Origin of the sequence: Desulfuromonas sp. TF (assembly GCF_000472285.1) — a bacterium.
Lineage (GTDB): Bacteria > Desulfobacterota > Desulfuromonadia > Desulfuromonadales > ATBO01 > ATBO01.
Map to the genome: position 1 here is coordinate 319,003 of NZ_KI421413.1, position 26,839 is coordinate 345,841.

22 protein-coding genes and 1 pseudogene are annotated in these 26,839 nt (G+C 57.3%); 10 read left to right on the plus strand and 13 right to left on the minus strand.

Features of this window, described 5'->3' with window-relative positions; genetic code table 11:
• Window positions 1–69: 69 nt before the first annotated feature.
• From DTF_RS0104060 to DTF_RS0104075, 4 genes are all read right to left on the minus strand, one after another.
• Window positions 70–642 (minus strand): isochorismatase family protein, encoded by a 573-nt coding sequence (locus DTF_RS0104060; protein ID WP_027714280.1) that lies wholly within the window; start codon window positions 640–642, stop codon window positions 70–72.
• 158 nt (window positions 643–800) lie between these two features.
• Complete coding sequence (locus DTF_RS0104065) at window positions 801–1,895, minus strand: AAA family ATPase (protein WP_027714281.1); 1,095 nt, start codon at window positions 1,893–1,895, stop codon at window positions 801–803.
• Window positions 1,896–1,998: 103 nt separating this feature from the next.
• Window positions 1,999–2,532: a glycine cleavage system protein R gene (locus DTF_RS0104070; protein ID WP_027714282.1), complete on the minus strand. Its 534-nt coding sequence runs from the start codon at window positions 2,530–2,532 to the stop codon at window positions 1,999–2,001.
• 116 nt (window positions 2,533–2,648) lie between these two features.
• On the minus strand, window positions 2,649–3,047 hold the full coding sequence (locus DTF_RS0104075; protein ID WP_027714283.1) for a regulatory protein GemA: 399 nt from the start codon (window positions 3,045–3,047) through the stop codon (window positions 2,649–2,651).
• A gap of 172 nt (window positions 3,048–3,219) precedes the next feature.
• Here DTF_RS0104075 and DTF_RS25165 point away from each other — a divergent pair, with 172 nt between their 5' ends.
• Together DTF_RS25165 and bamE are read left to right on the plus strand one after the other, a co-directional pair.
• On the plus strand, window positions 3,220–3,732 hold the full coding sequence (locus DTF_RS25165) for a cytochrome c5 family protein (RefSeq protein ID WP_051360868.1): 513 nt from the start codon (window positions 3,220–3,222) through the stop codon (window positions 3,730–3,732).
• A 23-nt stretch (window positions 3,733–3,755) separates the two neighbouring features.
• On the plus strand, window positions 3,756–4,079 hold the full coding sequence (bamE, locus tag DTF_RS0104085) for an outer membrane protein assembly factor BamE (RefSeq protein WP_027714284.1): 324 nt from the start codon (window positions 3,756–3,758) through the stop codon (window positions 4,077–4,079).
• Between the two features lie 41 nt (window positions 4,080–4,120).
• Here bamE and DTF_RS21820 read toward each other — a convergent pair whose 3' ends face one another.
• From DTF_RS21820 to DTF_RS0104110, 4 genes are all read right to left on the minus strand, one after another.
• Window positions 4,121–5,251 (minus strand): aminopeptidase, encoded by a 1,131-nt coding sequence (locus DTF_RS21820; RefSeq protein ID WP_051360870.1) that lies wholly within the window; start codon window positions 5,249–5,251, stop codon window positions 4,121–4,123.
• Between the two features lie 317 nt (window positions 5,252–5,568).
• Entirely contained in the window at window positions 5,569–6,291 is a 723-nt protein-coding gene (locus DTF_RS0104095; RefSeq protein WP_027714285.1) for an ATP-binding protein, read from the minus strand.
• A gap of 273 nt (window positions 6,292–6,564) precedes the next feature.
• On the minus strand, window positions 6,565–6,948 hold the full coding sequence (locus DTF_RS25960) for a nitrous oxide-stimulated promoter family protein (protein ID WP_081702787.1): 384 nt from the start codon (window positions 6,946–6,948) through the stop codon (window positions 6,565–6,567).
• 135 nt (window positions 6,949–7,083) lie between these two features.
• Entirely contained in the window at window positions 7,084–7,698 is a 615-nt protein-coding gene (locus DTF_RS0104110) for a Crp/Fnr family transcriptional regulator (RefSeq protein ID WP_162148590.1), read from the minus strand.
• 242 nt (window positions 7,699–7,940) lie between these two features.
• Between DTF_RS0104110 and DTF_RS0104115 the strand changes: the two genes are divergently transcribed.
• On the plus strand, window positions 7,941–8,573 hold the full coding sequence (locus DTF_RS0104115) for a dienelactone hydrolase family protein (protein WP_027714288.1): 633 nt from the start codon (window positions 7,941–7,943) through the stop codon (window positions 8,571–8,573).
• 115 nt (window positions 8,574–8,688) lie between these two features.
• Here the strand turns inward: DTF_RS0104115 and DTF_RS0104120 are convergent, their stop codons facing one another.
• The 3 genes from DTF_RS0104120 to DTF_RS0104130 form a co-directional block, all read right to left on the minus strand.
• On the minus strand, window positions 8,689–9,165 hold the full coding sequence (locus tag DTF_RS0104120) for a rhodanese-like domain-containing protein (RefSeq protein WP_027714289.1): 477 nt from the start codon (window positions 9,163–9,165) through the stop codon (window positions 8,689–8,691).
• A 330-nt stretch (window positions 9,166–9,495) separates the two neighbouring features.
• The gene (locus DTF_RS0104125; protein WP_027714290.1) at window positions 9,496–11,151 is read right to left on the minus strand and encodes a sodium:solute symporter; all 1,656 of its coding nucleotides are present in this window, start codon (window positions 11,149–11,151) and stop codon (window positions 9,496–9,498) included.
• Window positions 11,152–11,246: 95 nt separating this feature from the next.
• Complete coding sequence (locus DTF_RS0104130) at window positions 11,247–13,277, minus strand: PAS domain-containing protein (protein WP_162148591.1); 2,031 nt, start codon at window positions 13,275–13,277, stop codon at window positions 11,247–11,249.
• Window positions 13,278–13,604: 327 nt separating this feature from the next.
• Here DTF_RS0104130 and DTF_RS0104135 point away from each other — a divergent pair, with 327 nt between their 5' ends.
• The gene (locus tag DTF_RS0104135; RefSeq protein WP_027714292.1) at window positions 13,605–14,426 is read left to right on the plus strand and encodes an epoxyqueuosine reductase; all 822 of its coding nucleotides are present in this window, start codon (window positions 13,605–13,607) and stop codon (window positions 14,424–14,426) included.
• A gap of 44 nt (window positions 14,427–14,470) precedes the next feature.
• On the opposite strand, the gene DTF_RS25170 is transcribed toward DTF_RS0104135, so the two are convergent.
• The gene (locus DTF_RS25170) at window positions 14,471–18,220 is read right to left on the minus strand and encodes a PAS domain S-box protein (protein ID WP_051360872.1); all 3,750 of its coding nucleotides are present in this window, start codon (window positions 18,218–18,220) and stop codon (window positions 14,471–14,473) included.
• Window positions 18,221–18,722: 502 nt separating this feature from the next.
• Here DTF_RS25170 and DTF_RS21830 point away from each other — a divergent pair.
• On the plus strand, window positions 18,723–21,356 hold the full coding sequence (locus DTF_RS21830; protein WP_051360874.1) for a glycosyltransferase: 2,634 nt from the start codon (window positions 18,723–18,725) through the stop codon (window positions 21,354–21,356).
• Window positions 21,357–21,437: 81 nt separating this feature from the next.
• Entirely contained in the window at window positions 21,438–21,965 is a 528-nt protein-coding gene (locus DTF_RS0104155) for an acyloxyacyl hydrolase (RefSeq protein ID WP_027714294.1), read from the plus strand.
• Window positions 21,966–22,183: 218 nt separating this feature from the next.
• On the opposite strand, the gene DTF_RS0104160 is transcribed toward DTF_RS0104155, so the two are convergent.
• Window positions 22,184–22,546 (minus strand): hypothetical protein, encoded by a 363-nt coding sequence (locus tag DTF_RS0104160; RefSeq protein ID WP_027714295.1) that lies wholly within the window; start codon window positions 22,544–22,546, stop codon window positions 22,184–22,186.
• Window positions 22,547–23,035: 489 nt separating this feature from the next.
• Here DTF_RS0104160 and DTF_RS0104165 point away from each other — a divergent pair, with 489 nt between their 5' ends.
• The 4 genes and pseudogenes from DTF_RS0104165 to DTF_RS27040 form a co-directional block, all read left to right on the plus strand.
• Window positions 23,036–23,533 (plus strand): cytochrome P460 family protein, encoded by a 498-nt coding sequence (locus tag DTF_RS0104165; RefSeq protein ID WP_027714296.1) that lies wholly within the window; start codon window positions 23,036–23,038, stop codon window positions 23,531–23,533.
• A 133-nt stretch (window positions 23,534–23,666) separates the two neighbouring features.
• A complete protein-coding gene (locus DTF_RS0104170) occupies window positions 23,667–24,281 on the plus strand; it encodes a TetR/AcrR family transcriptional regulator (RefSeq protein ID WP_027714297.1) in 615 nt (204 codons plus the stop codon).
• 144 nt (window positions 24,282–24,425) lie between these two features.
• Window positions 24,426–26,567, plus strand: coding sequence for a dihydrolipoyl dehydrogenase (lpdA, locus tag DTF_RS0104175; protein WP_027714298.1), 2,142 nt, complete (start codon window positions 24,426–24,428; stop codon window positions 26,565–26,567).
• A gap of 74 nt (window positions 26,568–26,641) precedes the next feature.
• A pseudogene (locus tag DTF_RS27040) lies at window positions 26,642–26,839 on the plus strand (serine/threonine-protein phosphatase); the annotation flags it as partial.

Sequence of the window (26,839 nt, forward strand, 5' to 3'; positions counted from 1 at the left end):
GCACTTACAGCTTATAACTTCTAGCTTCTAGCTTACAGCTTCTAGCTTACAGCTTACAGCTTGCATTTATCACTTGCTCTTGATCATTCCGGATACCGCCTTGAACTCAGGTGCGGAGGCCGTGTACAGGAGCTGAAACAGCACGGTCTCGGCGGTGGTAACCACCGCGCCGGCGCGGGCGGCGTTGTCAAGGGCGCTGAGATAATCGATCTTGCCCCGGGAAATGATGGCATCACGCACCAGGTGAACGTCGTAGCCGCCTTCGATCAGCCCCAGCACGGTCTGGTAGACGCATACATGCGCCTCCATGCCTGTCACGATCACCTGAGAGCGGCCGAGATCCCTGAGACGCTCGAGAAACTCAGGCTCACCGCAACATCCGAAGGTCATCTTCTCGACCACGATACTTTCACAAGCGGCAGAGAGTTCGGGTACGGTTTTGCCCAGCCCCTTTGAATACTGCTCGGTGGCCATAACCGGCATCTTCAGTTCGGCTGTTCCTTTGATCAGGAGATCGATATTCCTCAAGATGCTAGCATAGACCGCCGTGTCCATGCTGGGAATAAGTCTTTGCTGGACATCCACCACCAGCAGCACGGCCTTTTCCCGGTCGAGCCGGAATCTGTCGAGATTTTCGGACATGGATTTCTCCCTGGTTGCAGTTCGATGCGGAATCAGGTTTCAGGCTCTATATTCTGTCCCAGTGTAATTGATCACAACCCATTGTGAAAGATTTTCCCCAGGCGTTTAATTGCACAAAATTGTATCGTGATGGAAGAAAGGGTTCAATCCGCCTGTCATCAGGAGAAGAGGCGATCGATAAGGTCGAAATCGAACCTTTTTCGCGCCAGCTTTTGGATAAGACCTATCTTTTCGACATCCTCCGCAGTCAGTTTGGCGACGTCCTCATTGATGGCGAGAAAGACCTGGGCCGTTGTCTTGTTCGTGCGCAGGCAGGGAATGCCGCTTTTGTCGAGGATCTGCTGAGTGATCCGGGTTATCGGCGCCACCCCGGGGATGACCAGACCGGCTATTTTTGGGCGGAATTCCGGAAGGCAATAGAGATTGGCCAGGGTCACCAGCAGCTCGTCCCGGGAACTGGTGACGGTCAGGAGGGTGTCGTCCTGCAGCAGGTCGACTACCCGCTGGGTGGCGGCTGCACCGATCTGCACATGATGGACGATCCGCATCAGGTTCTCGCTGTTCCCGTTCACTTCTATTCCCAGGATATGGGCCACGTGCTTGAGGGTCGGATGGGCAAGTACCGGCTGAAAATTGAAGCCGCCAATCACTTCGAATTCGGCGTCCTGAAAAGCGAGCTGCAGCAGATGCACGGTTTTGTCCCGCTTTTGGGGAACTAGTTTGTTCGCCACCAGAAGCCTGACCTCCGCCCCCATCTTCTCGTACAGGGCCAGATTCATGCAGACCGCGTCAATTGAGCTTCCCACCCCACCACTGGTCACCATCATCACCGGCGCACCGACCATCGCTGCAACGCGGGCATTCGAGAGACCAAGCACCGAACCGACTCCGCTGTGCCCTGCCCCCTCGATAATGAGAAAGTCGCATTCTCTGTCCAGGCGTTCCACCGCCCGCATAATGCGTCCTCCGAATTCTGCCACCGGGATCTTCCCCTCGATCACCTCCTGCGTCATCCCCGGCTCGACCACCACCGGGCACATGTCGTCGATAAGATGCTCCAGGCCATAGACCTGGGCGATCATCGCCGGATCGGTATCGATCCGGCGTCCGAGAAAATCGATCGGCTTCGGTCCGATCGGCTTGATAAAACCGATCCGCTCGTAGCGCTTACGGGCATGATAGAGGAGGGAAAGGCTGATGGTGGTTTTGCCGCAGTCCTTGCTGGTGGCGGAGATGAATATCTTCTTGGCCATGGAGAAAACCTTGGTTCAGAGGGTCGGAGAGTTCGGAGAAGGCAATCGACAGAGGCATGAGAGGTGAGGTGTGAGGAGTAAAACCCGCCTCACGCCTCACCTCTCACGCGGCGGAGACAGTGATATCGACGTTCAGGTCGTCGGCAACCGCCGATAGACCCGATTCAAAATGCTCGGCCGCACCGCTGCCTGGAAGGTGAACGTGGATGTCCATCACGTAGATGGTCGTCCCGCTTCCCGGGGAGGCCTTGACCGTGGACTGAAGATTGAAGATGTTCACACCATGGTCGGCCAGAAACTGGCTGATCTTGTAGACAATGCCCGCCTGATCCTCCCCTTCGACGTGCAACACGCAGACGACGTCCTCCCGGTCGGCGCTTTCCCGGCGCTTCTGCAACGGGCGCAGGAAGGCGGATATCCCCTTGTCCCGCTCCAACCGGCGACACTCCCGAGCCAGAAGGTCCTCTATTCCCGGGTTCTGACTGGTGAACAGCAGGATCAAGGTGAATTCATCGGCCAGCAGGGTCATGGTGGTTTCTTGGAGATTGCAACCGTTATCGAACAGAAGTCTGGTCACATCGGCGACGATCCCCGGACGGTCCTGTCCGAAAGCGGTCATGATATAGCGATTATCCATCCCGTCCTCCTCGTTAAATGCACAGTGGGCGATCGATCCGACACATCCTCAGAGAGACACCGTAAACGATGTTAATATAGCAGGGAGAACCCCGAAGATTCAACCGGTATCGGAAATCAATGCCTCAGATCTCTCCCTCCCTCCACCCGCTCAAGCCATTTTTTCAGCATCTCGATGACCCGGCTCGCCTCGAAGACGGTAAGCTTGCGCAGGTCGTCCTTTCCTATGGCATGCTCGACGAAGCCGGCCAGAGATTCAGCGCCGGGATGGTCGACAGCACCGGCGTCAGCAAGTCTGCGCCAGAGGACATGCATCAGACCTGTCTGACGGAAGGTGGAGGGGCGCCACCCTTTCTGGCGGAAATGATCGATCAGGTCGGCAGCCTGGCGTTCGCTCAGGTCGGCGGCTGATTCCTTTCCGTAGCGGTCCCACAAGACCCCGCGATAGGTGTCGTCGTCAAGCTTCAACTCTTTTTTTGCAATGTGAATTTTAGCCAGTTCCCTGCGGTTCGGCATATAACCCCCTTCTTCTCATCCTCCTCTCTTTATATTTTAGCGTGTACATCTTCTCGAGAAAAGCCGCATGCTCCCTAACATGAAGTAAATATTTTTCCATCCCCCGCTGGCGGAATGTAGATTAACTGCTAAGCTGAACCCTGAATCTGGTAGTCGATAAAGGAGATGCGAGATGCTGAACAATCGAATAAAATGGATTATGGTGTTGCTGGTTTTGTTCCATATCACCCTTGCCTGCAGCAAGAAGGAAGATACGAAAACGGAAGGGGCCAAACAGGAGACGCCAAAACAGGAGACGCCGGCGGAGCAGAAGAGCGCCATGACCGGTCAGAGCCAGGAAGAGGCTCAAACGAAAACAGCAGGGCAGGAGAAAGAATCGAAAACCATGGCTGCCGGATCCCCGGGGACGGCGGAGCAGTCCGGAACCGGAGCAACGACATCCGGCGGTCAGGGGGAAGGGATCTATCAGCAGGCCTGTTCATCCTGCCACGCCACTGGCGTTGCGGGCGCGCCAAAGACAGGCGATGCACAGGCCTGGAGCAGCCGCATCGCAAAAGGAGAAGAGCAGATGGTGCAGAACGCCATCAACGGCATCGGCGCGATGCCACCAAAGGGAGGCAATCCCTCTCTCAGCGAGGAGGAGATCCGGGCCGCCGTCAATTACATGATAGAACAGAGCCGCTAGGGGCCCCGTTTGGTTAGTGAGGAATGATGAAAAAGAGACTTCTCGCCCTGCTTCTCGCCATAGCCATTCTCGGCGTCGGATGCGCCACGGTAGGTCGGGAATTCCCTGCCCACTCCGTCGACAACATCACCATCGGGGAGACGGACCGGTCGGAAATCCAGCGCATGTTCGGCAATCCCTGGCGCACCGGAATCGAGGACGGCAAAAAAACCTGGACCTACGCCCATTACCGCTACTCCCTTTTCGGACCGGAGCAGACCCGTGACCTGCTGATCCGCTTCGACGACGAGGGGAAAGTGGCCTCCTACTCCTTCAATACGACTTACGAGGAAGATCGCACGAAGTGAGGGGAAGGCCGAATACATGTATAGATATTGACTGAAATGCATTAATGGGTAGTAGCATCTGCACCCGGCTCGACCTGCGCCACCTGACCGGAAGTCTGCAGGCGCGTTATCCGTTCGGAGGGGGGAAGGCTGCCGAGTTTTGCTGCGGCACTGTAAAAATCAGCCAACTGTCCTTCCTTCTCATAAAGGAGGCGCTGAAAGGCCGGTACAAGATCATGATAGGTGCTCATTGAACTGAGTCGCGCGTTGTTCAGATCGGCCATGAGATTATCATATCCCTTGTAGCCTCCCCAGCTTTCCTTGAGTTCCTGGTAGCGCTCTCTGCCCTTCGCGATGATCGTCTCCTTTTCCCGGCGCATTTCCGCTTTCGGCTGGCTGCCTGCATATAGATAGGCCAGTTCAGACCGCACTTCGGCTAAAATCCGGCGCACGGCTTCATTGCGATCAAAATAATCCTGATAATCGGTCATGCCAGTGGAATTGCCGACATGCTCCAGCCACCTTCGCACCCCTTCCATTTCCACCGTGGTAGCGAAAGCCTCGTTGAAAGAACTGTCCCCCTTGACGTAAAGCTGCTGATGAGCCAGCTCGTGAAAGATCATTCCTGCAAGGTGGGATTCAGACCGACCGAGAAAGGTGTTTAGAACAGGATCGTCGAACCAGTTAAGAGTAGAGTAGGCGGGCACTCCGTAAAGATAAACTTCCTTCCCCTCCCGCCGCAGCCTGTCGGCGAACTTCTCCGCCTCCTCTCGCTCGAAGTATCCGCGATAAGAGACACAACCTGCCACGGGAAAACACCACTGAACAGGTTCCAGGGAGAATTCGGGGGCGGCGACCACGTTCCAGACCACATAGGGACGGCCGAGGTCGCCGTAGGAGCGGTAGCTGCCATTGTCCGGCAGTCCAAGCTCGCTGCTCGCGAAGTCACGGATAGCCAGCACTGTCTGAAGCTGCCCCTTGAGGGCAGTCGGGGTTTCCGGGTCCTGGAGAAGTTCCGGAATCGGCGTACACTTGTTCATGACCCCGAAATGACCGGTGGCGCACTGGACGTAATAACCCAGATCTGCGCAGGAACTGAGCAGCATGCAGCCGCCGAGAAGTAAGAACAGCAGGGCATACCTGAAGCTCCTGCCTTTTCTAGAATCCTTTTTCCCAGTCATTCGGTCATTCATGCAATCATCCTCATCCTATTTTTCCGGCCCAATGATTTCCGCCGGTGGTCATAAAGCTGTTCCCAGCATATCCTCACGGGCATAGTGTGTCAATTACCTGTTTTTGCGTATAAAAAAGCCGCCGAAATGATCACTCGGCGGCCGTTTCCATAACTGGGACTTAAATATTCAGAATCATTCAGCACGAATCACTCGGATCTGCTCTCGGAGGCCCACATAATCTGATAAAGACGAATTTAAAAGCAGTGTGAACCTACTTATTAACAAATCTAAACAAGTTCAGATTGAATTATAACCTGCATGAACGCCTCGGGCCCTTATTTGCGTTCTCCCTGAATCCCGATCCTGACCGTCTCCAAGGGAACACCCTTACCACTGGCGGCCACAGCCTGGCGAGCAATGGCGATGAGCCCGGAACAACAGGGAACCTCCATGTGCATGACGGTGAGGCTTTTAATATCGTTATTTTCGAGGATGGCCGTGAGTTTGTTCAGGTAGGCCTGGCCGTCGTCGAGTTTGGGGCAGCCGATGAGCAGAGCCTTGTCCCGGAGAAAATCGTGGTGAAAATCGGCATAGGCGAAGGGGACGCAGTCGGCCGCCAGAAGAAGATCGGCATCCTTGAGAAAGGGGGCGCTCGGCGGTACCAGGTGGATCTGCACCGGCCACTGGCGAAGTTGCGACTGACGGTTGCCGATCTCTTCTTTAGCCGGTGAGGATTCCTCTTTCCCGAAGGTCATCAGGCGAGCCGAAGGACAGCCTCCATGGTGGGAGGAATGAGCCGCCGGGGACGGCTTTTCCAGCTTCGCTGAAAGGTGTTCCTCCACCGCCTCTTCATCGAATTCATCGGCTTCCCGCTGCTCGATGGTAATGGCATCCAGGGGACAGTCTCCGAGGCAGGCGCCCAGGCCATCGCACAGGTTGTCGGCGATCAGCCGTGCCTTGCCGTCGACGATCCGGATCGCGCCTTCGGCACAGGCCGGAACGCAGAGGCCGCAGCCGTTACATTTTTCCTCATCTATTTTTACGATCTCTCTTTTCATCGGACTCTCCCCTGCAATCAAGTTCTGAACGGCAAGCCGCCGCCTATGTAAGAACTAATGTCCAAATATCGATCTTCATTATAATACCACAGGGGCCGGATTGCGGTCCAAAGCGCCCAAATGGGCCGCCCCTATTCATCCTCTTCGAGTTCTCGGCGCCGGCGGTAGGCGCGAAGGGGGCAGAAAGCGGTGAGGACGGTCGCCAACCAGGCAGATGCGAGAAAAGCGCAGAAAACAGTCAACAGCATCGTAGCCTCCTTTTGCGGAAAGAGGTTAAAAGAAGTAATGCCAGAGCAGATCGATTCTCCCACACCGAAGAAGGTGCCTGCCGGAAAAACGCATGACTTCCCGCACCCGCTCCCGGTGCCCGGGGCGGTAGCAATGAACAGGGCAATGCTTGCAGACCGGTTTCGGATTGAGGGGACAGCGCAACCGCCGGGACAAGGCGTAGGAAAGAAACCCACCACAGTCAGCACAAAGCCGGTACCGCTCCAGGCCAAGTCCCTGAAGTCCGGGCTCGTCCGGTTCGAAGTGGTCCCGCGAGCCTTGATCCGCATGATGGGCTCCGCAATACACAGAGGTGAAAAGGGCAAGCACCTTGAGATCCTTGCGTTCCCTGCGGGTCAGTGCGGAATTCCGATCGGCGTCAGCGTTCATGGTGATCAGTATAAGGGGGAAAAGACAGGGAGGGCCTTGACGGAAGTCAAGCTTCAATCAGATTTGTGTGTATTTAAATATATGCCTGGAATTTGATGCACTCGTAAAAACTCAGAGGATGGCTAAGCGCCATCATCATTCCTTGCACTTGAGCGAGAGGTCCTCAAGCCGGTCGTAATCGAGAATTTCGATCGTCTTGCCGTTCACGCGGACCACATCATCATCGGAGAGTTTTCGCAGGGTACGGGAAAGAGTCTCACTCACGGTCCCGAGGTTGGAAGCGAGCTGGCTCTTGGAGATGGGAAGTTCGACACGCGTCGCCTCGTCACCGGCCAGATCGAGCAAATAGCGGGCCAGGCGAGCCGGGACGTCCTTGAAGGTGAGTTCCTCGATCTGGGTGGCGAACTGCCGCAGAAAGCGCGAGAGCCCGCCGATCATGTTGATGGCGATCTGAGAATGGTCCCGGAGCAGGGCCAGGAATTCCCTTTTGGGAAAGAAGAGGAGTTGAGATTTTTCAAGAGGTTCAGCATAAGCCGGATAGAGGCCGTCGCCGAAGATGGCCGCCTCGGCGAAAGTGCCGCCGGGATGCACGATATGGAGGATGCGTTCTTTCCCCTCTGGGGAAAGTTTATAGATCTTCACCTTTCCCGAGGCGACGACGAAAAATCCCTGGGCCTTTTCCCCTTCGGAGAAGAGTACTTCACCTTTGGCATACTCCCGGTGCTTGCATACCTCGGTCAGGTGGCTCACGTCGGTTTCAGTGGCCCCAGAGAAAAGGGGGCATCTTTTAATGACGGCGTTGGTATTCATTCCGCGGAGTCTAGCAGAATTCAGTGAATCTGACAATATCGAACTGGTTCTAAACGACCGATATTCTTTCTCTTGCCTCCCGGCCCCCGACTGAGTGGAGCGCCTTGACGACAGGGGAGAGACTGCTAGCATGGTCTTAATAAAAGTAGCAGGAAGGCGCACAAAGAGATTAAGGAGGAAAGATGGAACAAGATGTCCGGATCGACCTCGATGGTGTCACTCTCGATGGGATTCTCGGGATATCGGCAGAGGGGAAGGGAGTGGTCATCTTCGCCCACGGGAGCGGCTCCAGCCGCCTGAGTCCCCGCAACACCTTCGTCGCCCGTTTTCTGCAGCAGGCCGGGCTCGGGACTTTGCTCTTCGACCTGCTGACCCGGGAAGAGGACGCCGATTCCGAAAGGCGTTTCGACATCGAACTGCTGGCGCGGCGTCTGCTGACGGTCACCCGCTGGCTGAGGGCCCGGCCGGAGGGGAGGGAAAGGAAGCTCGGCTATTTCGGCTCGAGCACCGGCGCGGCAGCGGCGCTGCTGGCAGCGGCGGAGATGAGCGGCGCCATCGATGCCGTGGTTTCCCGCGGAGGCCGACCCGACTTGGCCACCCCCTTTCTGCCCCAGGTAGCGGCCCCTACCCTGCTGATCGTCGGGGAGCGCGACTCCGCCGTCCTGCGCCTCAACCGACAGGCGCTGGAGTTCCTGACCGCTGAAAAAGAGCTGACTTTGATCCCTGGCGCGACTCACCTTTTCGAGGAGCCCGGAGCGCTGGACAGGGTGGCGGAGATAGCCAGGAACTGGTTCGTGAAACACCTATCGGAATGAGAGGAATGGCTCTTAGTGCTCCATTTGTATTGGGGTATACGAGGAGAGAAGGGAAAAGGGCGAAAAGAAGGGCCCGCTTCAACGGGCCCCCTTTGCACCTCAGAGCAGAAATTCCTTATTCGACTGGAAACCGGGCGGACTGCCAGCCGCTGAAGCCTTCGCGGAGCCACATGACATCCCGGTACCCCGTTCTAATCGCGAGTACGGCCGCCTTGTACGACTTCCATCCAGTCGGTCCGTTGCAGTAGAAGATCACGGTTTGCCCCTTATTTGGCGGGAGTTGCGCCAGGTCGAACTGATCGGCGGAAGAGTTGAAATCCGGGTCGCACTCACTGTTTTCCTGGTACGGAAGAGCTCTGGCTCCACGGATATGCGCCTCCCCGAAATCGTCCATGGAACGCACGTCGTAGAATTCAGCCTCCTTGTTGCTGAAAAAACTCTTTGCCGTGTCGGTGGAGATAACCTTTCCCCCTCTGATGAATGTCGGGGTCGCTGTTTGCTCCTTCTCCTCGGCTCCTACGCTCAGGGTAGAGAGAAGGAACAGAGCCGGGAAAAAAAGAATAGAACCGGAGAGAAACTTTGGAATAGACATACGGCACCTCCCATTCAGGTTTCTAACACCGTTCTATTCTCTCCCAAAAACAATAAAATGCAAAAAGAAATTCATCGAAATAATATTAGAATTAGGCGGTATTTGGTCATTTTTTCTCATTTTCATAATTCTGGACCTGTTTGATTATTTTTTCCCACACAGGAGACGCGCCGAGGCCTGCCGCCAGTGCGAGGAGGCCTGCATGGAGGCGATGGAGAAATTCCCGTCATTGGCCGGAATGGCTTAAGATTTTTCTCCGGGAAGCTTGAAAGGCGAGACAACAGCTGAGGACGGAGTCGGTCCGGCCGGCATAGTCCGTCCACGCCCGACTCACGCGTTTGCATCCTCCTCCCGAACTGGAGGTTTTTTCATGGCGGCACTGGCGGCCATGCCGATGAGGAGGATGGCCAGCGTGCCGATGACGGGGATAAGGTAAGCGTGAACCAGGCTCTCCCAGCCCGGAACCAGCTTCGGAAGAGAGAGCCAGAGGATCAGGGCGACGCCGATCATAACGCCGCTGATGGCGGCCGGATTGTTTGCCCTTTTGCTGACCATGCCGAGAAGGAAGAGTCCCGTCATTCCCCCGCCGAAAATACCGGAGAGGGTCCACCAGATGTTGAGAGCGCCCTGGGTTAATCTGACCAGGAGCAGGGCCAGACCGGTTCCAAGAACCCCCCAGACGATGGTGCCGGCATAAAGCACCAGCATCGATTGTTTTTCTGTGGCCTGCCGATTGACGAACCGGCGGTAGTAGTCGCTCATGATCAGCGTCGCAGAAGAGTTGAGGCTGGTTGAGACGGTACTCATGGCGGCAGCGAAGACCGCGGCGATCAGCAGCCCCGTCAACCCCGGCGGCAGGTGAGCCGCGATAAAGTGGGGAAAGACCCGGTCGCCGATGTCGGTCAACGCCAACCCCCGCGCCGTCGCCTCCTGCAATCGAGAAAAATCTGGATCTCCCGGAGATGCTCCCTGCTGCAGCAGCTTCTGACGGGCCACGATACCTTTCACCTGTTCCAGATCACTCAAGTTCCCCGACATCGACGAGGACTCCTCGGCGGCAATATGCGCCTCCTTCCCCATTCCCGGACGGGCGTCGTAATACACGAACAGCGTCGTCCCGATAAAGAAGAAAAGCGCGCTGACCGGCACATAGAGCAGCGCACCCAGCCAGAGCGCGCTCCTGGCCTCCTTGTCCGAACCGGAGGAGATATAGCGCTGTATGTAGCTTTGATCGATGCCGAAGTTCTGCAGGTTGATGGTCAGGCCGTAGACCAGCACGACCCAGAAAGTGGCTTCCGTCATCGACAAACCAAAGCTTCCCAGGGAAAACTTGTCATATTCGGCGGCCACGGAAAAGAGATCGCCGGCGCCGCCCGGCAGTTGAAGAAGCATCACGACCAGGCACACCACCGCACCGGTCATCAAAACAATCGCCTGGATGGCGTCGGCCCAGATGACTGCGACGATCCCGCCGACGAAGGCGTAAACGGTGACGCACACCCCGGTTACGATCAGAATCGTATAGATGTTCCACCCGAAAATGACCTGCATCGGCAGCGCCATCAGGTAAAGGACCACGGCGATGCGGGCAACCTGGGTAAGAAGATAGAAGATGCTTGCATAGATGCGCGCCCAGACGCCGAAGCGACGTTCCAGCAGGGCGTAGGCCGAAATTTCTCCGCTCCTTCGGTAGTAAGGCAGAAAGTATTTGACCGCGAACACCGCCACAACCGGAATGGAGAGGGAAAAGACGAAGGGATTCCAGTTGCCCGCGAAGGATGCTCCCGGGAGTGCCAGGTAACTGATGCTGCTCAAGTAGGTGGCGAAGATCGAGAGACCGCAAACCCATCCCGGCAGAGATCGGTTGCCGGCGGTGAAGCCTTCCGACGACCGGGTCTTTCGGTAGAAATAGAAACCGATACCCATGGTTCCTGCAAAATAGAGAATCAATACGATCCAGTCAGCGGCGTAGAAATGTGGCGTCATGTTTAATGCCTTCGCAAAATTAATGCCTTCGCAAAAACCCAGAGGAGGGCAAAGCAAATTTCGTCTTGTTTGATTTCTTCAAGAATTCGGGATTTTCAGGTAAGTTTGGACATCAGGCCGCAGGGGCAGTTTTCAATGAGGGAACGCAGTTCCGCCATGCGAATGGGTTTGGTCATGAAACCGTCCATGCCGGCTGCCATGCACTCTTCCCGGTCTTCTCTGCGGGCGTGGGCAGTCAGGGCGATAATGCACGTCTTTGATTCCTGCGCCCCTTCCAGCTCTCGAATCCGCCTGGTTGCCTCGATTCCATCCATTTCAGGCATCTGCATATCCATGAGGATGAGATCGACTCCGCCCGCTCGCCAGCAGTCCACCGCCTGCCGGCCGTTTTCGGCAATGGCTACGTCCACAGCAAGACGATCCAGCATCAGCTTCACCAGGTCTCTAACCATGGCGTCGTCTTCTGCCAGAAGAACCCGCAGCGGCCGATGAACCGCTTCCGACGGTGGCGCCCGATGAGGCTCCACAGGCGCCGGTTTCAGGGGGAGAGTGAAGGAGAAGGTGCTCCCCCTCCCTTCCGTGCTCGCAGCCCGAATAGCTCCACCCATAAGCGCCACCAATTCCCGGCAGATGGCCAGCCCCAGACCGGTCCCGCCAAAACGGCGTGTGCGGGAGCTGTCCACCTGAGTAAAAGGTTCGAAGATCAGGTTCATTTTTTCCGCGGGGATGCCGATGCCGGTGTCGCGCACAGAGATGGTCAGCCCTTCTTTGCCCATATCGACCCTCACCTCTATTTCCCCCCGTTCAGTAAATTTCACTGCGTTTCCGACCATGTTCACCAGAATCTGTTCTATACGCTGGGCATCTCCGATGATCTGCGGGGGAGTTTCAGGGGCAACATCACAGGTCAGCCGAACGCCTTTTTCCATAGCCTGGCGGGTGAAGATCTCCGTCGCTTGGCGAAGACATCGCCGCAGATCGAAAGAATTCTCCTCGATTTTGAGCTTTTTCGCCTCGATTCTGGAGATATCCAGCAAGTCTTCGATGATCGCAAGAAGGCGGTGCGAAGAACGATCCGCCATCTCCAGGAACTCGCGGGGACCGGGGCCGGGAGCCGATAGAAGCAGGTGCTGCACGGCACCCATGATGACCGTCATCGGGGTGCGCAGTTCATGGCTCATATTGGCGATGAATTCGTTCTTGGCGCAGTTTGCAGCTTCGGCGGCCTCCTTGGCCCTGCGCAGGGCCTTCTCGGCGCGCTTTCGTTCGGTGATATCCATGACCGTGCCCGTAAAGCGCACAGCGTGCCGGCTCGCCCCATCCCCGGCAAAGAACGCCTGTCCCCGGGCGTAAACCCAGTGCACCGCGCCATCCGGCCAGACGGTGCGGTATTCCGTCTTGTAACGACCGTCGGAAGAAGGTTTCATTGCCGACTGGGCCGCCCTGCGGACCCTCTTGCGGTCTTCGGGATGAATGACCTCCAGGACCTTCACGGCACTGAGCGACTCCGCCTTCGTGATCCCTAAAAGACGACGGCAGCGTTCATCGCCGCTGTAAACATTGGCCTTCAGGTCAAAATCCCAGGTGCCCAGTTCGGCCGCTTCCAGTGCCAAGCGGTAGGCATCGGCTACCTCTCCCAGGCTTTTTTCGGCCATCCGGTGCGCCGTCAGGTCCTGGTTGATGCCTATAAAGCGCACGGGCTGTCGATCTTCCCCTCTCCCGGAGTAGAAGACCGTGCCCTTGCATAAAACCCAGTGAATGGAGCCGTCCGGCCAGAGAACTCTAAATTCCCTTTCGTAGCGTCCTCCCGAGGCGGGGTCGAGGGCCTCCTTGATTGCTTTTTCAACCTCTGCCCGATCCTGCGGATGAATACAGGAAAACACCAGCGGATAGGTAACGAAAACATCCGCCGGGATTCCGAAAATTTCCCGGGAGCGCCGGTCCCAGATAACCTCTCCGCTGATCAGGTCGTAATCCCAGGTGCCGATCCGTGCCGATTCCATGGCCAGATGCAGGCGCTCCTCCACTTCCCTGAAATTATCCGTGGCGGCGTTGCCGTTGCAGCCGGGCACGGCGAGTCGGGCGGCGGCCAACTCCTTTTCCAGATTCCACACCTTCTCTTGCAACCGGCGCACCTCTGCCTGAGAATCTTCTTTTCGGAACGCAGAATTTTTTTCCCTGCTGTCGGATGTCATCGCAACCCCCGTCGGCTGTCGAAGAAGCCCTCAGCCCATAGCTAAGCACTATATCAAACTTCTCAGATTGAAAAAAGGCCGTAGTGGGGTTGGTTCGGGATGCTCTGGACCGGGAGATTTAATCTGTGAGATACTCTCTACGATCTCTGCGTGTTCTGGTGAGCGAAGTGAACGGGCGAGGGAAGGTTGTATGATTTGGCTACTTTCCGTTAAACTTGGATTCTGGTTATTAATCTGTTCAACAAAGGAGTTTCACCCATGGAAAAAGCAATCCGCGAGGAAATCGTCCGTTTTGTCATGACCTCGCCGGAGAACCTTCAGGAAGACGGGGCCACTCCCTATTTCGAGGAACCCCTGGTAGGATTCGCCGCGGCGGACGATCCCCTGTTCATCGAATACAAGAAGATCATCGGCGACTTTCACCTCACGCCAGGCGAGTTTCTTTCGGAGCCGGCCGGAGCGTCCTCGGCGGCGCAGGGTACCGTCATTTCCTGGGTGCTGCCATTGACGGCGGTCACCCGAAAAAGCAATCGCGTCGAAGACCTCTGGCCCTCGCGGGCCTGGGCCCGCACCCGCCATTTCGGCGAAGTGCTCAACTGCAGTCTACGGCGCCATGTGGTCGACTATCTCCAGCAGAGAGGATCCCGAGCCGTCGCTCCTCAGCTCTCCGAACGGTGGAAGCCCGTCGACGCTCCCGATGGTCCGACCTCCTCCTGGTCCGAGCGCCACGCCGCCTATGCGGCCGGACTGGGGACCTTCAGCCTCAATGACGCCCTGATCACCCCTAAGGGGATCGCCCATCGCCTGGGGAGCGTCATCACCGATCTGAAGCTTTCGCCGACGCCGGTGACCGCGGCTCATTACCGCTGGAACTGCCTGCGCTTCCGGGACGGCGGCTGCGGCGTCTGCATCAATCGTTGTCCGGTAGGAGCTCTGTCCGATGCCGGACATGACAAAGAGATCTGCCGCAACTACGTCTACGGCACCGTTCCCCGAACGGTCGGGGAGCAGTACGGCGTGACAGCGACAGGGTGCGGCCTCTGCCAGGTCAAGATCCCCTGCGAAGAGCAGATACCCTGAGGCAATCCCATAGGTCCCCTGAAGTGTCCAAGCTGTTTTTCGTTTCAGCCGATCTTCGACCGACCCTCACGCAGCAACTCGGCGAACTGTTCGGCGGGGACCGGTCTGCTGAAAAGAAATCCCTGGAATTTGTCGCAACCGCAGCGGCGCAGAAAGTCGAGCTGCTCTTCCGTTTCCACACCTTCGGCCACCGCTTCTATACCCAGATTGTGCGCGATGTCGATGATGCTGTTGGCCACCGATGCGCTGCCGGTATCGCTCTCCACGTCGGCGATGAAAGAGCTGTCGATCTTCAACGTATCGACCGGAAAACGACGGAGATAGTTGAGACTGGAGTAACCGGTACCGAAATCATCCAGACTAAGTGAGATGCCGGTTTCCTTGAGCCGACTCATCATCGCCGCCGCCCCTTCGGGATGATCCATGATCATGCTTTCGGTGAGTTCGAGGTCGAGCCAGCGCGGTTCAAGGCCGGTTTCATGAAGGACTTCCGCTATCATGTCGGCGAAACCTTCATTGCGAAACTGCCGCGCCGAGATGTTGACGGCCACCGTGATCGGAGACAGTCCTTCATCCTGGAAGCTCTTGTTGCGGCGGCAGGCCTCGCGCAGTACCCACTCTCCAATCGGCCCGATCAGCCCCGTCTCTTCGGCCACCGGGATAAAGGCGCCCGGAGACACCATGCCGCGGCGCGGATGCTGCCAGCGCACCAGGGCCTCGCTGCCGACAATCTCCCCGCTCACCACATCGATCTTCGGTTGAAAGTGCAGAATAAACTCCCCAAGTTCCAGGGCCTGACGCAGGTCGGCTTCCAGATCCATGGTTTCGATGATCCGGACGTCCATCTCCGGCGCAAAAACCTGGAACGTATCCCTCCCGGCTGACTTGGCATGGTACATGGCCAGATCGGCGTTGCGGAGAAGGATTTCTGCATCCTGGCCGTCGTCGGGGAAGAAAGTGAAACCGATGCTGGCGGTGACGCGCAGATGTCGCGAACCGATGACAAACGGCCGGGCGAGAACAGCCCGGAACTTTTCCAAGGCGGTGACCGCGCCCCTCATCGTTTCGATCTCCTGCAGCAGAATGACGAATTCATCGCCGCCGATCCGGGCCAGAGTATCCTGGGAACGCACCTCTGTTTCGAGTCTCTCGGCCACCCTTTTCAACAATTCGTTGCCGATGCTATGCCCAAGGCTGTCATTGATGATCTGAAAGCGGTCGAGGTCGAGCAGCAGGATCGCCATCTTCTTGCCCGTGCGCCGGGCGTGGGCAATCCCCTGGCGGATGCGGTCGGAGAGCAGGTTTCGGTTGGCCAGTCCGGTCAGATGATCAAAATTGGAGCGGCGCTCGAGCTCTTCCTCGTAGTTTTTGCGCTCGGTAACATCGTTGATGATGCTGACGAAATGGGTCAACTCGCCGGAGGGATCGCGGACCGGGGCCACAGAAAACTCGTTCCAGAAGAGCCGCCCATCCTTTCGATAGTTGCGCACCAGCGCCTTGGCGGCGTGCCCCTCCTCCAGAGCCGCTCGGATCTCGATCAATCCGGGCTGGCGATGATCGCTTCCGACGAACAGGTGCGGATTGCAGCCGAGTACCTCCTCGATGGAATAGCCCGTGATCTTTTCGACTGCCGGGTTTGCATAGGTGATCGGCATCTCGGGGGGGTTCGCTTCGCTGATCATAATGCCGTTGATGCTTGCCTCGATGGCCCGGTTGCGCAACCGCAGAATTTCCTGCGCCTGCTGGTGAGCGATCTCGGTGCGCAAGGAACCAACACCGAAGCCAAGATCATTCGCCAGTTCCTTGAGCAGTTGGACTTCTTCGATGAAAAAGCATTCCTCACTGGAAAAAATGATCAGACAGCCGAGTTGAACGTTCTTTGTTCCCAGGCAAAGGACAAAGGCGCTGCGAAGTTTCAGGGTTTTGCTGAGATGGCGACAGTGGGTGCATTGGCCGCACGCTAAAAGTTCATCTTCCAGCGAGATCTCGCGGCTGATTCTCTCCTTGCAGATGCGCTCGATGTGCGAGACAAACCGGCAACCGCCCTTCTCCATCCGGTCGAAGAATTCCCGAGCCAAGCCCGGTTGAATAGCAGGGGAAAAATCCTCTTCATCCAGTCCAAACAGCCAGACGAGAGCCATGGGATAGCCCGATTCCACGAGGATGCGCAGGATCCTCTCGACCAGTTCCCGCTCCGACTGAGCCCTCACCAGAATCTCGTTGCAGCGGCTGATCATCCGAAGAGTCCGGTTCAACCTGAGCAGCTCGACTTCCGATCGTTTCTGTTCGCTGATATCGCGAATGATGGTTGAAAGGTGACTGAGCTTTCCATCGGCCCGGCGGTGGGCGATGACGACTTGAGAGACCGGAACTTCCTCTCCGGAAGCAGTCAGCAGGGCTGTTTCGCCGCGCCAGGTCCCCTTTTTAACAGCTGAGGAAAGCACCTTGCGGGCGAGAAGTTCCATCGCCCAGGCCGGATGAAAATCGGAAAACCGCAGCCCCACCAGTTCGCCCTCGTCCGGCAAACCGATCAACCGACGCCCGGCGGGATTGATGTATTCGATCCGCCCCTCGGCATCGGCAACCCCGACGAAATCCGTAGTCGCTTCGATGAGCGCGGTCAACCTTTGCAGCATCTCCCCGGCTCGTTTGCGCTCGGTGATGTCGAAAACCACCGCCATGATGCCTCGAACCTGTTCGTTCTCGTCTCGCAAGGGCGCCGTGGAGATGCTGATGTCGATATTTTTCCCGTCCCTGGTCCTGCGCACCACCTCCTTCTGGAATACGCTCTGACCGGCAATCGTCTGGCGAATGATTTCTTGAAATTCTTTCAGGTTCTCCGGCGGGACGATCGGATTGGGATGACCGATGACTTCTTCCGTGGCCCAGCCGAAGACCCGCTCGGCCGAGCGGTTCCAGGCCATGATCGTGCCGTCGGCAGAGACGGCAAAAATCGCCGCCGGCGACGCTTCGACAATCGACTCGTAGGTGTGCAGCGCCTCCTGCAGCCGTCCCTGGAGATGCTCTTTTTCGGTATTGTCCTGAGCGATGGCCTTGAGGTGAAGCAACCTGCCTTCCTCGTCGTAATGGAGATTAATGGTCCAGGAGAGATAGTAGACGTCGCCTTTCCGACTGAGGATCCGGTTGCTGTAGCTGACGTGCCGCAATCGGCGGTCTACCCATTCGGCGAAGGCCCTGCGGGTTGCTTCCCGGTCCTCCGGATGCACGAATCCGAAAGCGGAGAGGCCAAGGCATTGATCGGGGAGCAGCCCGAAATATTTTTCCGCCATTCGGTTGACGAAGAGGTAACGGCCTTCGGTGTCGATCTGGACCACCAGATCCTCGGTACCCTCGACGAACTCACGGTACTTTTCCATCTCCTCGCGGAAATGCCGTTGCAGGGTCCGGTGACGTTCACGAAGCTCCTTCTCCGCCATCGCCCTTTCGACGGCAAACCTGAGCCGCTCCAGGTTGTCCTTGAACAGGTAGTCTGTGGCACCGAGAGCGATGGTCTCCAGGGCCAGTTCTTCGTCGATCATTCCTGAAATGATAATGAAGGGGATGTCGAGGTCTTGCTTGCGCAGGTGGGCGAGAGCTTCCAGGGCGCTATACCCGGGAAGATGATAATCGGCAAGAATCAGATCGGGCGGCGACGAGAGATCCTCGATGAACTCCTCTTCGGTGTCAACCCGCCGCCAGTCGAAAACCAATCCGCCGGCTTTCAACTCGGCTGCCATGAGCTCGGCATCAATCTGTTGGTCTTCGATGACGAGAATCCGCAGGGGGGAGTTCACCAAGACGTTCCTTTCCAGGCGTACTCAGCAGGAGGAGAAATCTTACTCCCGCCGGAGCAGAATGCTAACAAAGATGATGGGTTTAATCAGACATAGGCAGGTTTCTTGCCAGAAAGTCATCCCCCCTCTCCTTTTTTTTGAGAAATCACGAGCGGTATCGATCAGGTAAACTATAACAATCTTAGACGTTTTAGCAAAGGCGGAAAACATGACTAAACTGGAATTAATTTGGGGCAGGTGGAAGGTAGCTGGCGGCGCTAAGCGATCTAACTGACGGAGAGCATGATCATGCATGACAAGGCCGGTGCGCCGGCGGCAGACGCTCCGAGACTGACGCGAACAAAAACTGAAACCATGCGATCCTCTATCTAATTTCCTGTAAATCGGCTAAAATGCGCGATGGTCGCAACAATGTTACGGCGCTTTCAGACATTGAATCAAGAAGACCAATCGGTGCCGCCCTACACCCGTTGGGAGAATGTATAGACGCGAGGTATGCGCAATGCGCAAAGACAGTTTTATCATTGCTATCACTGTTGCCGTAATAACCATCGTATTTTGGGCCCTGATCAATCGCCCCGAAGCGGAACCGCCATGGCCATCGACGATTCAGGGCTTCTCCTTTGCCCCCTATCACGCCGGACAGTCGGCTATCTCCCGCATCTATCCCAGTCGGGAACAGATCGATGCGGATCTGGCGCTGCTTTCCGGTCATACCCACGCGGTGCGTACGTACAGTGTAGACGGCATCCTTGGGGATATCCCCCCGCTGGCCCGCACACATCGGATCAATGTTGCCCTAGGCGCCTGGCTCGATGAGGATCGGGACAGGAACGCGCAGGAAATCTCCAGCTTGTTGGAGGTCGTCTCCGGAGCGCGTAATGTGGTGCGCATCATTGTCGGTAACGAGGTACTGCTGCGCGGCAATCTATCCGTGGCGGAACTGGCCGATCATCTGGAGCGTGTACGCTCGGCGACCGATATCCCCGTGAGTACGGCGGAGCCCTGGCATGTTTGGATCGACCACCCGGAACTCGTCGATCATGTGGACTATATCGCCGTGCACATGCTGCCCTACTGGGAGGGCCTCTCAGTCGAGAGGGCAGTCGATTATGTGGTCGAGCGCATGGACGAACTCAAGGGCCATTTCCCCGACAAACGCATTGTGATCACCGAGGTTGGCTGGCCGAGCAACGGACGGACCATAAAGGAGGCCGTGGCTTCGGAGTCCAATCAGGCGACCTTTTTGCGCCGGTTCCTGGCGCGTGCCGCTGAGGAAGGCTACATCTATTACGTGATGGAGGCCTTTGACCAGCCATGGAAGCGGAAAACGGAAGGTTCGGTAGGGGCCTACTGGGGTGTGTACGATACCCGGCGACAGCCCAAATTCACCTTTGAAGATCCCATTGTCAAGGTCCCCGAGTGGCCAATGCTTGCGGCCATCTCCGTAATCGCGGCATTGATCACCTTTGCTCTGCTGCTTATCGACAGCCGGCGTCTTCGTAAACGCGGGCGCAGCTTTCTCGCCGTGATCGCCTACGTGGCCGCTACTGCAGTGGTTTGGATCGTCTACGATTACTCAAACCAATACCTGACTCTTGCCAATATCATGGTAGGCGTACTGTTGATTCTGGGCATGATCGGCGTCATCATCGTGTTGCTGGCCGAGGCTCATGAATGGGCCGAAGCCCTGTGGCTGCGTGAACATCGCCGCCAGTTCATGCCGCAAGAGGTTGCTGACGAAATGCTGCCCATGGTTTCCATCCATGTGCCGGCTTATAACGAACCGCCTGATATGATGATTGAGACCCTCGATGCCTTGGCGGCTCTCGATTATCCCCGCTATGAAGTTCTGGTGATTGACAACAACACTAAGGACCCTTCTGTATGGAAACCCGTCGAAGCCCATTGCGCCAGACTAGGTTCCCGGTTCCGATTTTTCCACAAATCCCCCCTGCCCGGATACAAGGCGGGCGCCCTTAATTTTGCCATACAGAAGACTGCGGCTGAGGCCGAGATCGTGGCAGTTATTGACAGCGACTACAAGGTCCATCCACGTTGGCTGCGTGACCTGTGTCCGCAATTCTTGAATCCAGAGATAGCCATCGTGCAAGCGCCGCAGGATTATCGCGATAGTCAGGAAAACGCCTTCAAAGCGATGGCCTATGCGGAATACCGAGGGTTTTTCTACATTGGCATGATCGTCCGTAACGAACGAAACGCCATTATCCAGCATGGCACCATGACCATGGTGCGGCGCACGGCGCTGGAGCAGGTGAATGGCTGGGCGGAGTGGTGCATTACCGAGGATGCGGAACTGGGCCTGCGGATTTTTGAGGCGGGGCTGAAGGCTTCCTATATTCCTCAAAGCTATGGCCGCGGCCTGATGCCCGATACCTTCATCGACTACAAAAAGCAGCGTTTTCGTTGGGCCTACGGCTCAGTGCAAATCATGCGCAGGCATAGCCGGACACTGCTGTTCGACACCCAGGGCGATCTGACTATTGGCCAGCGGTATCACTTTTTGGCCGGTTGGCTGCCGTGGCTTGCCGATGGCATCAACGTGATTTTTAACCTGGCAGCCTTGTCCTGGTCGGCCGCGATGGTGCTGGCGCCCACCAAGGTGGCGCCGCCATTGCTTATATTCGCCGTTTTGCCGCTGGTTCTATTCTTATTCAAGGTAGTTAAACTCATCTACCTGTACGAGACCCGCGTTGGCGCCAAAGGTATTCAGATTCTGGCCGCAGCCTTTGCAGGCCTGTCCCTGTCCCATACTATCGGTATCGCCGTACTGACCGGGCTTTTCAAAACCGGCCTGCCTTTCTTCCGCACTCCCAAACAGGCCAGCAAACAGGCGCTTGTCAAAGCTCTTCAGGCGGCCCGGGAAGAAACCCTGTTACTTATCGGTCTTTGTCTGGCGTCCGGCGCCATCATTGCCCGAATCGGCGTTGAGTCGCTGGATCTGCTCGTCTGGTGCATTATGCTGTTGATTCAGGGAATTCCGTATGCTTCAACCCTCGCGGTTTCCATCCTCAGTGCCTTGCCCCATCTGCCGGCAGGTTCTATCGGAGAAACCGGCAGTATGAGGAATACTGCTCAAACGGTTGTGGGACCCAAGGCAAGGCCACATGCCTGAAAAGGAGTCTGGGCCGAAAGCTGATAGAACCTGGCGAGGGTGAATGCCTTCCTGCCTGAAATCCTTTTGGGAGACATAACCATGAAAACGCGCTGCATGATTTTTGTCCTTGCTTTGGCTCTCATTCCGGCATTGCAGGCGGCCGCGGTCGAGACACCGTCAACCTACCATCGGCTGGGAAACTGGCAGGTCCACGGCGACAGCCCGCACTATCTGGCTTTCGGACTGGGAGCCTTCGATATCGATGAGGAACCGGTCGGCGCCGCCCGAGTCGAGCTTCGGTTCGGTAGAAAACTTTTCTTCGTCGGTCCGGCCATAGGCTTGCTGGCCAACACCGACGGCGGCTATTTCGGCTATGCCGGAATCTATGCCGACATCTCCTACAAAAATCTGGTGATCACTCCCATGGCCGCTGGCGGCGGGTACGAGGAAGGAGAAGGCATCGATCTCGGCGGCATTTTCCAGTTCCGGGCGACACTCACCCTGGCCTACCAGTTCGACAATCTCTCGCGGCTGGGAGTTCAGCTCGGTCATCTATCAAACGGGGGCACGCATGACAGCAATCCGAGCGAACAGGACGCTTTTGTTACGTTTGCGATTCCATTCTGATTGCAATCGGGCACATCACATTCCTTGCGCCCGGATACTGCCGTCGCATAGGGCTCTCATCCGAGCACCACAAAGCCCGAACAGTCGGCCAGCCACTACGCTCTTGGCTGCCACAGAAAAAGGGCCGCCCGCCGGACGGCCCGAGTGATCAGATAGGCAGGTGCAGTCTCTCGCAGGGATCGCCCCTTCTTTGACAACGGGGTTGAGATTGGTTCGATCTAGCGGAGGCCTCCACCCATTCCGTCACCGCCCATGCCTCCCCCTGGTCCCATGCCGCGCCCCATTCCGCGCTCGGGCGGTTCCTCCGGCAGAGTGATCCCTTGCTGTTTCGCCCGTTCTTTCATCTGTTCATGGTGTTCCCGGCGAATTCTCTCGCGCTCCTCCTCAGTTGTCGCCGCACGCATCCGGGCGCTGAAATCAGTCCTTTCTTCAGGGGTCATGAGTTGGCTGCCGTAGATCTGCTCTTGTGCCGTGACCTGAGCGCGTTCCTGGGTGGGCTGCGGGTCTGCCGCAACAGCCTGGCCAACTCCGGCAAACAGAACTCCTGCCACCATCAAACTCAGAACTGTACGCTGTAGCATGATGACCTCCTTTATTTATCCCTGAGTCGGTCCATAGGAAGAAACGCATACCTTCATTTTCCTTGAGGTCCCTCATCCCTCTTTTTTCTTCGGGACTGGACCGTTCAATGAGATTACTAACACCCAATTAGGGATTTTCAATTTACTTTTTTGATCATGTTTGCGCCCGAAGGTCAGACTGCTGGAATACTCCCTCTCTTTGCCAAGACCGAAGCACGTCCGCCGTTGCGAGGCTTGAGCCGGATGACTGCGGCAACATGTGATAAAAGTCCAGGACGGCCACGGCATGCTCCCCCTGTTGACCGATTCGCGCCTGGATTTTTTTTGCGCATCAAGGCGATTAACTTCGGCGTCGGTCTCCTGGTTGGGCTGGCGGGGTATTTTCCGGCTGGTAAAGAAATGCCTGCGGGTCCCGGGCTAATTGACTCCATGTCATACCATGATAATAGATGAAAAAACCATTTTCCCCTCGGCGAAAGGAGAAACCAGATGCAAAAGGTGATCGGCTTTGTATTGGCGCTTGGGATGCTCATTGCGGCCCCCGGACTTCTTCAGGCGATGTCCCACGACAAGGATCTGCCCGCTGCCGAGGGAAAGGCGGTTCATCAGTACATCACCCAGACCAGCCCTTACGGGCAATGGGCTCTCGGGCCCGGCAAAGACAAGCTTTACAAGGGAACGGAACCCCACGGCGCGCTTCTGACCACTTATGTCAATGAGCCAGCCCTTCAAGCCTTGGAAAAGAAGGCTCCCTTGCCGGTTGGTTCGATCATCGTCAAGGAGAACTACATGCCGGACAAAAAACTGGCGGCGGTCACCGTGATGTACAAAAAAGCCGGTTTCAACACTCAGGCCGGCGACTATTTCTGGCTCAAATACGCACCCGACGGGAAGATCGAGGCCGAAGGGAAGGCGCAGATGTGCATCGGCTGCCACAGCGCGGCGCAGGGTGGCGACTTCCTGTTCACAAACGATCAGGGAAGATGAAAAAAACAGTGTCAGGGGGAGGCAAATACCTCCCCCTGTTTGGCCTGAAGGGTCGTTTTGTGCCTTGACAATCATTTCTATCCTGAGAATATAAACCATACGGTTGGTTTTCTCAAAGAAAGGAGAAAAGGTCATGCCCGCAAAGGGGGAAAAGACAAAAGAGAAAATCACCCGGGCGGCGGCGGAGCTGTTTCGCCGACAGGGATTCGCCGCCACCAGCATCAGCGACCTGGTGGAAGCCGCCGGGGTGAAAAAAGGGAGCCTCTACTTTCATTTTCCGGGTAAGGACGACCTTGCTCTGGAGGTTCTGCGGCAGGCAGAGGAAGAGTTCATGGCTTTTCTCGATGCCGCCCTGACCGGCCCCACTCCGGCTGAGCGCCTTGATAACTTTTTCCTGAAGGCCCTGAAGTTCCACCGCGGCAGCGGCTTTGTCGGCGGCTGCCTGTTCGGCAACACCGCCCTGGAAGCAAGCGACTGCAACCCCCTTTACGCCTGCCGCGTTGCCGAAGTATTCGATCGGTGGACGGGAAAGATAGCGTCTGTGATCGCCGATGCCCAATATGCAGGGGAGATCCGGAGCGACCTGCCGGCGGACGTCCTCGCCCAATTCGCGGTCTCTTCCGTGGAAGGCGGAATCATGCTGGCGCGCCTGCGCAAGGAAGAGGAGCCTCTGAGCCGCTGCCTCGACTCCCTGCGCACCCTGCTGGAACTCAAACTCGAAAAGAAGAATGGACATGCCGCGAATTGACCTGCCTGAAGCGTATGCCGATTCCCCGGGCTTCTTTGCGGATGACCGATGAGCTGTTCCAGACGATGACAGTTCCTGTATCGTAAGCTCATCTATCATGCAATCAAAAGGTGGAAAGTTCCGCCTGAGGGGAGGATAAAAACAATGAAGGGGAAAGCAGCAAAGATCGTCCTGGTGAGCCTGATCATGGTCCTGGTGGGAGCTTTTTTCGCCTTCGACCTCGGCCAGTATCTGACTCTCGATTACCTCAAGGCGCGTCAGCACGATTTCCAGCAGTTCTACGCCTCCCATCGGGCGCTGACCCTCGGCGCTTACTTTCTCATCTATGTCGTCGTCACCGCCCTGTCGCTCCCCGGAGCCGCCATCATGACCCTTGCGGGGGGGGCGCTGTTCGGCTTTATCCCCGCCCTGATCGTCGTCTCCTTCGCTTCCACGATCGGGGCCACCCTCGCCTTTCTGATCAGCCGCTTTCTCCTGCGCGATTGGGTGCAGGCGCGCTTCGGCGAGCGGCTGCGGGCGATCAACGCGGGAGTGGAAAAGGAGGGAGCCTTCTACCTCTTCACCCTGCGCCTTGTGCCGATCTTCCCCTTTTTCGTCATCAACCTGGCCATGGGCCTAACGCCCCTGCGCACCCTCACCTTCTACTGGGTCAGCCAACTTGGGATGCTTCCGGGAACGGCGGTTTACGTCAATGCCGGCACCCAGCTCGGGCAGATCCGGAGCCTCTCGGGAATTCTTTCCCCCGGGCTGCTTCTCTCATTCGCCCTGCTCGGCGTCTTCCCCCTGATCGCCCGAAAAGGAGTCGACCTCGTGAAATCGCGCCGCGTCCTCAAGGACTTCGCCAAGCCGAAAAAGTTCGACTACAATGTGGTGGTGATCGGTGCCGGATCGGCCGGCCTGGTGGCTTCGTACATCGCCGCCGCGGTCAAGGCGAAGGTGGCATTGATCGAAAAGCACAAGATGGGGGGCGACTGCCTGAATACAGGCTGCGTGCCGAGCAAGGCGCTGATCCGCTCAGCACGAATGCTCTCCTATTTCCGCCGGGCGGGCGAGTTCGGAATCGGCCAGGCGAATGTCGACTTTAAATTCGCAGAGGTGATGGACCGGGTGCACCGGGTGATCGACAAGGTCGAGCCCCACGACTCGGCGGAGCGCTACACCTCCCTCGGCGTGGACTGCCTGCAGGGGGGAGCGAGGATCACCTCCCCCTGGACCGTGGAGGTGAACGGGCGCGCCCTGACCACCCGTGCCATCGTCGTCGCCACCGGCGCTTCCCCTTTCGTGCCGCTGATCAAGGGGCTGGACCGGATCGATTTTCTGACCTCGGACAACCTCTGGCAGGTGCGGGAGCTTCCAAGAAGGCTGGTGGTCCTCGGCGGAGGACCGATCGGCTGCGAGATGACCCAGGCCTTCGCGCGCTTCGGCTCGCAGGTCACGCAGGTGGAGATGGGGCCGCGGATCATGCCCCGCGAGGACGAGGACGTCTCCGAGTTCATCCGACGGCGCCTCGAGTCCGAGGGGGTGCGGGTGCTCACGGGACATGCGGCGAAGGAGGTCAAGGTTGAAGAGAGCCGGAAGGTGCTGATCTGCGAGAACGACGGATCGCCGGTGGAGGTCGAGTTCGACGCCATCCTGGTCGCCGTGGGGCGCAAGGCGAACACCGACGGATTCGGTCTGGAGGAGTTGGGCGTGCGCCTCGAGAAGCGGGGAACTGTCGAGACCGATCCCTTCCTGCGCACCAATTTCCCTAATATCTTCTGTGCCGGCGACGTGGCCGGGCCCTACCAGTTCACCCATACCGCCGCCCACCAGGCGTGGTACGCGGTGGTCAACGCCCTGTTCGGCCAGCTCAAAAAGTTCCGGGCGGATTACCGCGTCATCCCCTGGTGCACCTTCACCGATCCGGAGGTGGCCCGGGTGGGGCTGAGCGAGGCCGAAGCCAAAGAAAAGATTATAGATTATGAGGTCACCCGCTTCGAGCTGGCGGAACTCGACCGGGCCATCGCCGAAGGGGAGGAGCACGGCTGGGTCAAGGTCCTCACTCCGCCCGGCAAGGACAAGATCCTCGGGGCGGCCATCGTCGGCTCTCATGCCGGCGACCTGCTGGCCGAGTTCGTCCTGGCGATGAAGCACGGCATCGGCCTGAACAAGATCCTCGGCACCATCCACGCCTACCCGACCCTGGCCGAGGCGAACAAGATGGCGGCGGGTGCCTGGAAGAAGCAGCACGTTCCGGAGAAGCTCCTCGGCTGGGTGGAGTGCTATCATGCCTGGAGAAGAAGATAAAGTTTTTCCTGCGGGATGAGGATACGCTTTTTTCCATGGGAAGTTGAGTAAAGAGGAGAAGGAAAGATAAGGTCATGGTCAAACTTGATGGTCTGGATGCCCGTCTCGCCGGCAGGGTGCAGCAGTTGCTCCTTCCCAAGAGCCCTCCGGTCTGCGACTGGAGCTGCATCGGCGTGCGGAATGTCATGGCCGACGGTCTCGGAGGAGACTTCTTCGATTTTCTCCCCACCGTCGACAACTGCCAGGCGGTGATGATCGGAGATGTGACCGGT

Excerpts from the sequence above, each read along its gene's own strand:
- DTF_RS0104060 (WP_027714280.1), bottom strand. The coding sequence starts at position 642 with ATGTCCGAAAATCTCGACAGATTCCGGCTCGACCGGGAAAAGGCCGTG.
- DTF_RS0104065 (WP_027714281.1), bottom strand. The coding sequence starts at position 1,895 with ATGGCCAAGAAGATATTCATCTCCGCCACCAGCAAGGACTGCGGCAAA.
- DTF_RS0104070 (WP_027714282.1), bottom strand. The coding sequence starts at position 2,532 with ATGGATAATCGCTATATCATGACCGCTTTCGGACAGGACCGTCCGGGG.
- DTF_RS0104075 (WP_027714283.1), bottom strand. The coding sequence starts at position 3,047 with ATGCCGAACCGCAGGGAACTGGCTAAAATTCACATTGCAAAAAAAGAG.
- DTF_RS25165 (WP_051360868.1), top strand. The coding sequence starts at position 3,220 with ATGCTGAACAATCGAATAAAATGGATTATGGTGTTGCTGGTTTTGTTC.
- bamE (WP_027714284.1), top strand. The coding sequence starts at position 3,756 with ATGATGAAAAAGAGACTTCTCGCCCTGCTTCTCGCCATAGCCATTCTC.
- DTF_RS21820 (WP_051360870.1), bottom strand. The coding sequence starts at position 5,251 with ATGAATGACCGAATGACTGGGAAAAAGGATTCTAGAAAAGGCAGGAGC.
- DTF_RS0104095 (WP_027714285.1), bottom strand. The coding sequence starts at position 6,291 with ATGAAAAGAGAGATCGTAAAAATAGATGAGGAAAAATGTAACGGCTGC.
- DTF_RS25960 (WP_081702787.1), bottom strand. The coding sequence starts at position 6,948 with ATGAACGCTGACGCCGATCGGAATTCCGCACTGACCCGCAGGGAACGC.
- DTF_RS0104115 (WP_027714288.1), top strand. The coding sequence starts at position 7,941 with ATGGAACAAGATGTCCGGATCGACCTCGATGGTGTCACTCTCGATGGG.
- DTF_RS0104120 (WP_027714289.1), bottom strand. The coding sequence starts at position 9,165 with ATGTCTATTCCAAAGTTTCTCTCCGGTTCTATTCTTTTTTTCCCGGCT.
- DTF_RS0104125 (WP_027714290.1), bottom strand. The coding sequence starts at position 11,151 with ATGACGCCACATTTCTACGCCGCTGACTGGATCGTATTGATTCTCTAT.
- DTF_RS0104135 (WP_027714292.1), top strand. The coding sequence starts at position 13,605 with ATGGAAAAAGCAATCCGCGAGGAAATCGTCCGTTTTGTCATGACCTCG.
- DTF_RS21830 (WP_051360874.1), top strand. The coding sequence starts at position 18,723 with ATGCGCAAAGACAGTTTTATCATTGCTATCACTGTTGCCGTAATAACC.
- DTF_RS0104155 (WP_027714294.1), top strand. The coding sequence starts at position 21,438 with ATGAAAACGCGCTGCATGATTTTTGTCCTTGCTTTGGCTCTCATTCCG.
- DTF_RS0104160 (WP_027714295.1), bottom strand. The coding sequence starts at position 22,546 with ATGCTACAGCGTACAGTTCTGAGTTTGATGGTGGCAGGAGTTCTGTTT.
- DTF_RS0104165 (WP_027714296.1), top strand. The coding sequence starts at position 23,036 with ATGCAAAAGGTGATCGGCTTTGTATTGGCGCTTGGGATGCTCATTGCG.
- DTF_RS0104170 (WP_027714297.1), top strand. The coding sequence starts at position 23,667 with ATGCCCGCAAAGGGGGAAAAGACAAAAGAGAAAATCACCCGGGCGGCG.
- lpdA (WP_027714298.1), top strand. The coding sequence starts at position 24,426 with ATGAAGGGGAAAGCAGCAAAGATCGTCCTGGTGAGCCTGATCATGGTC.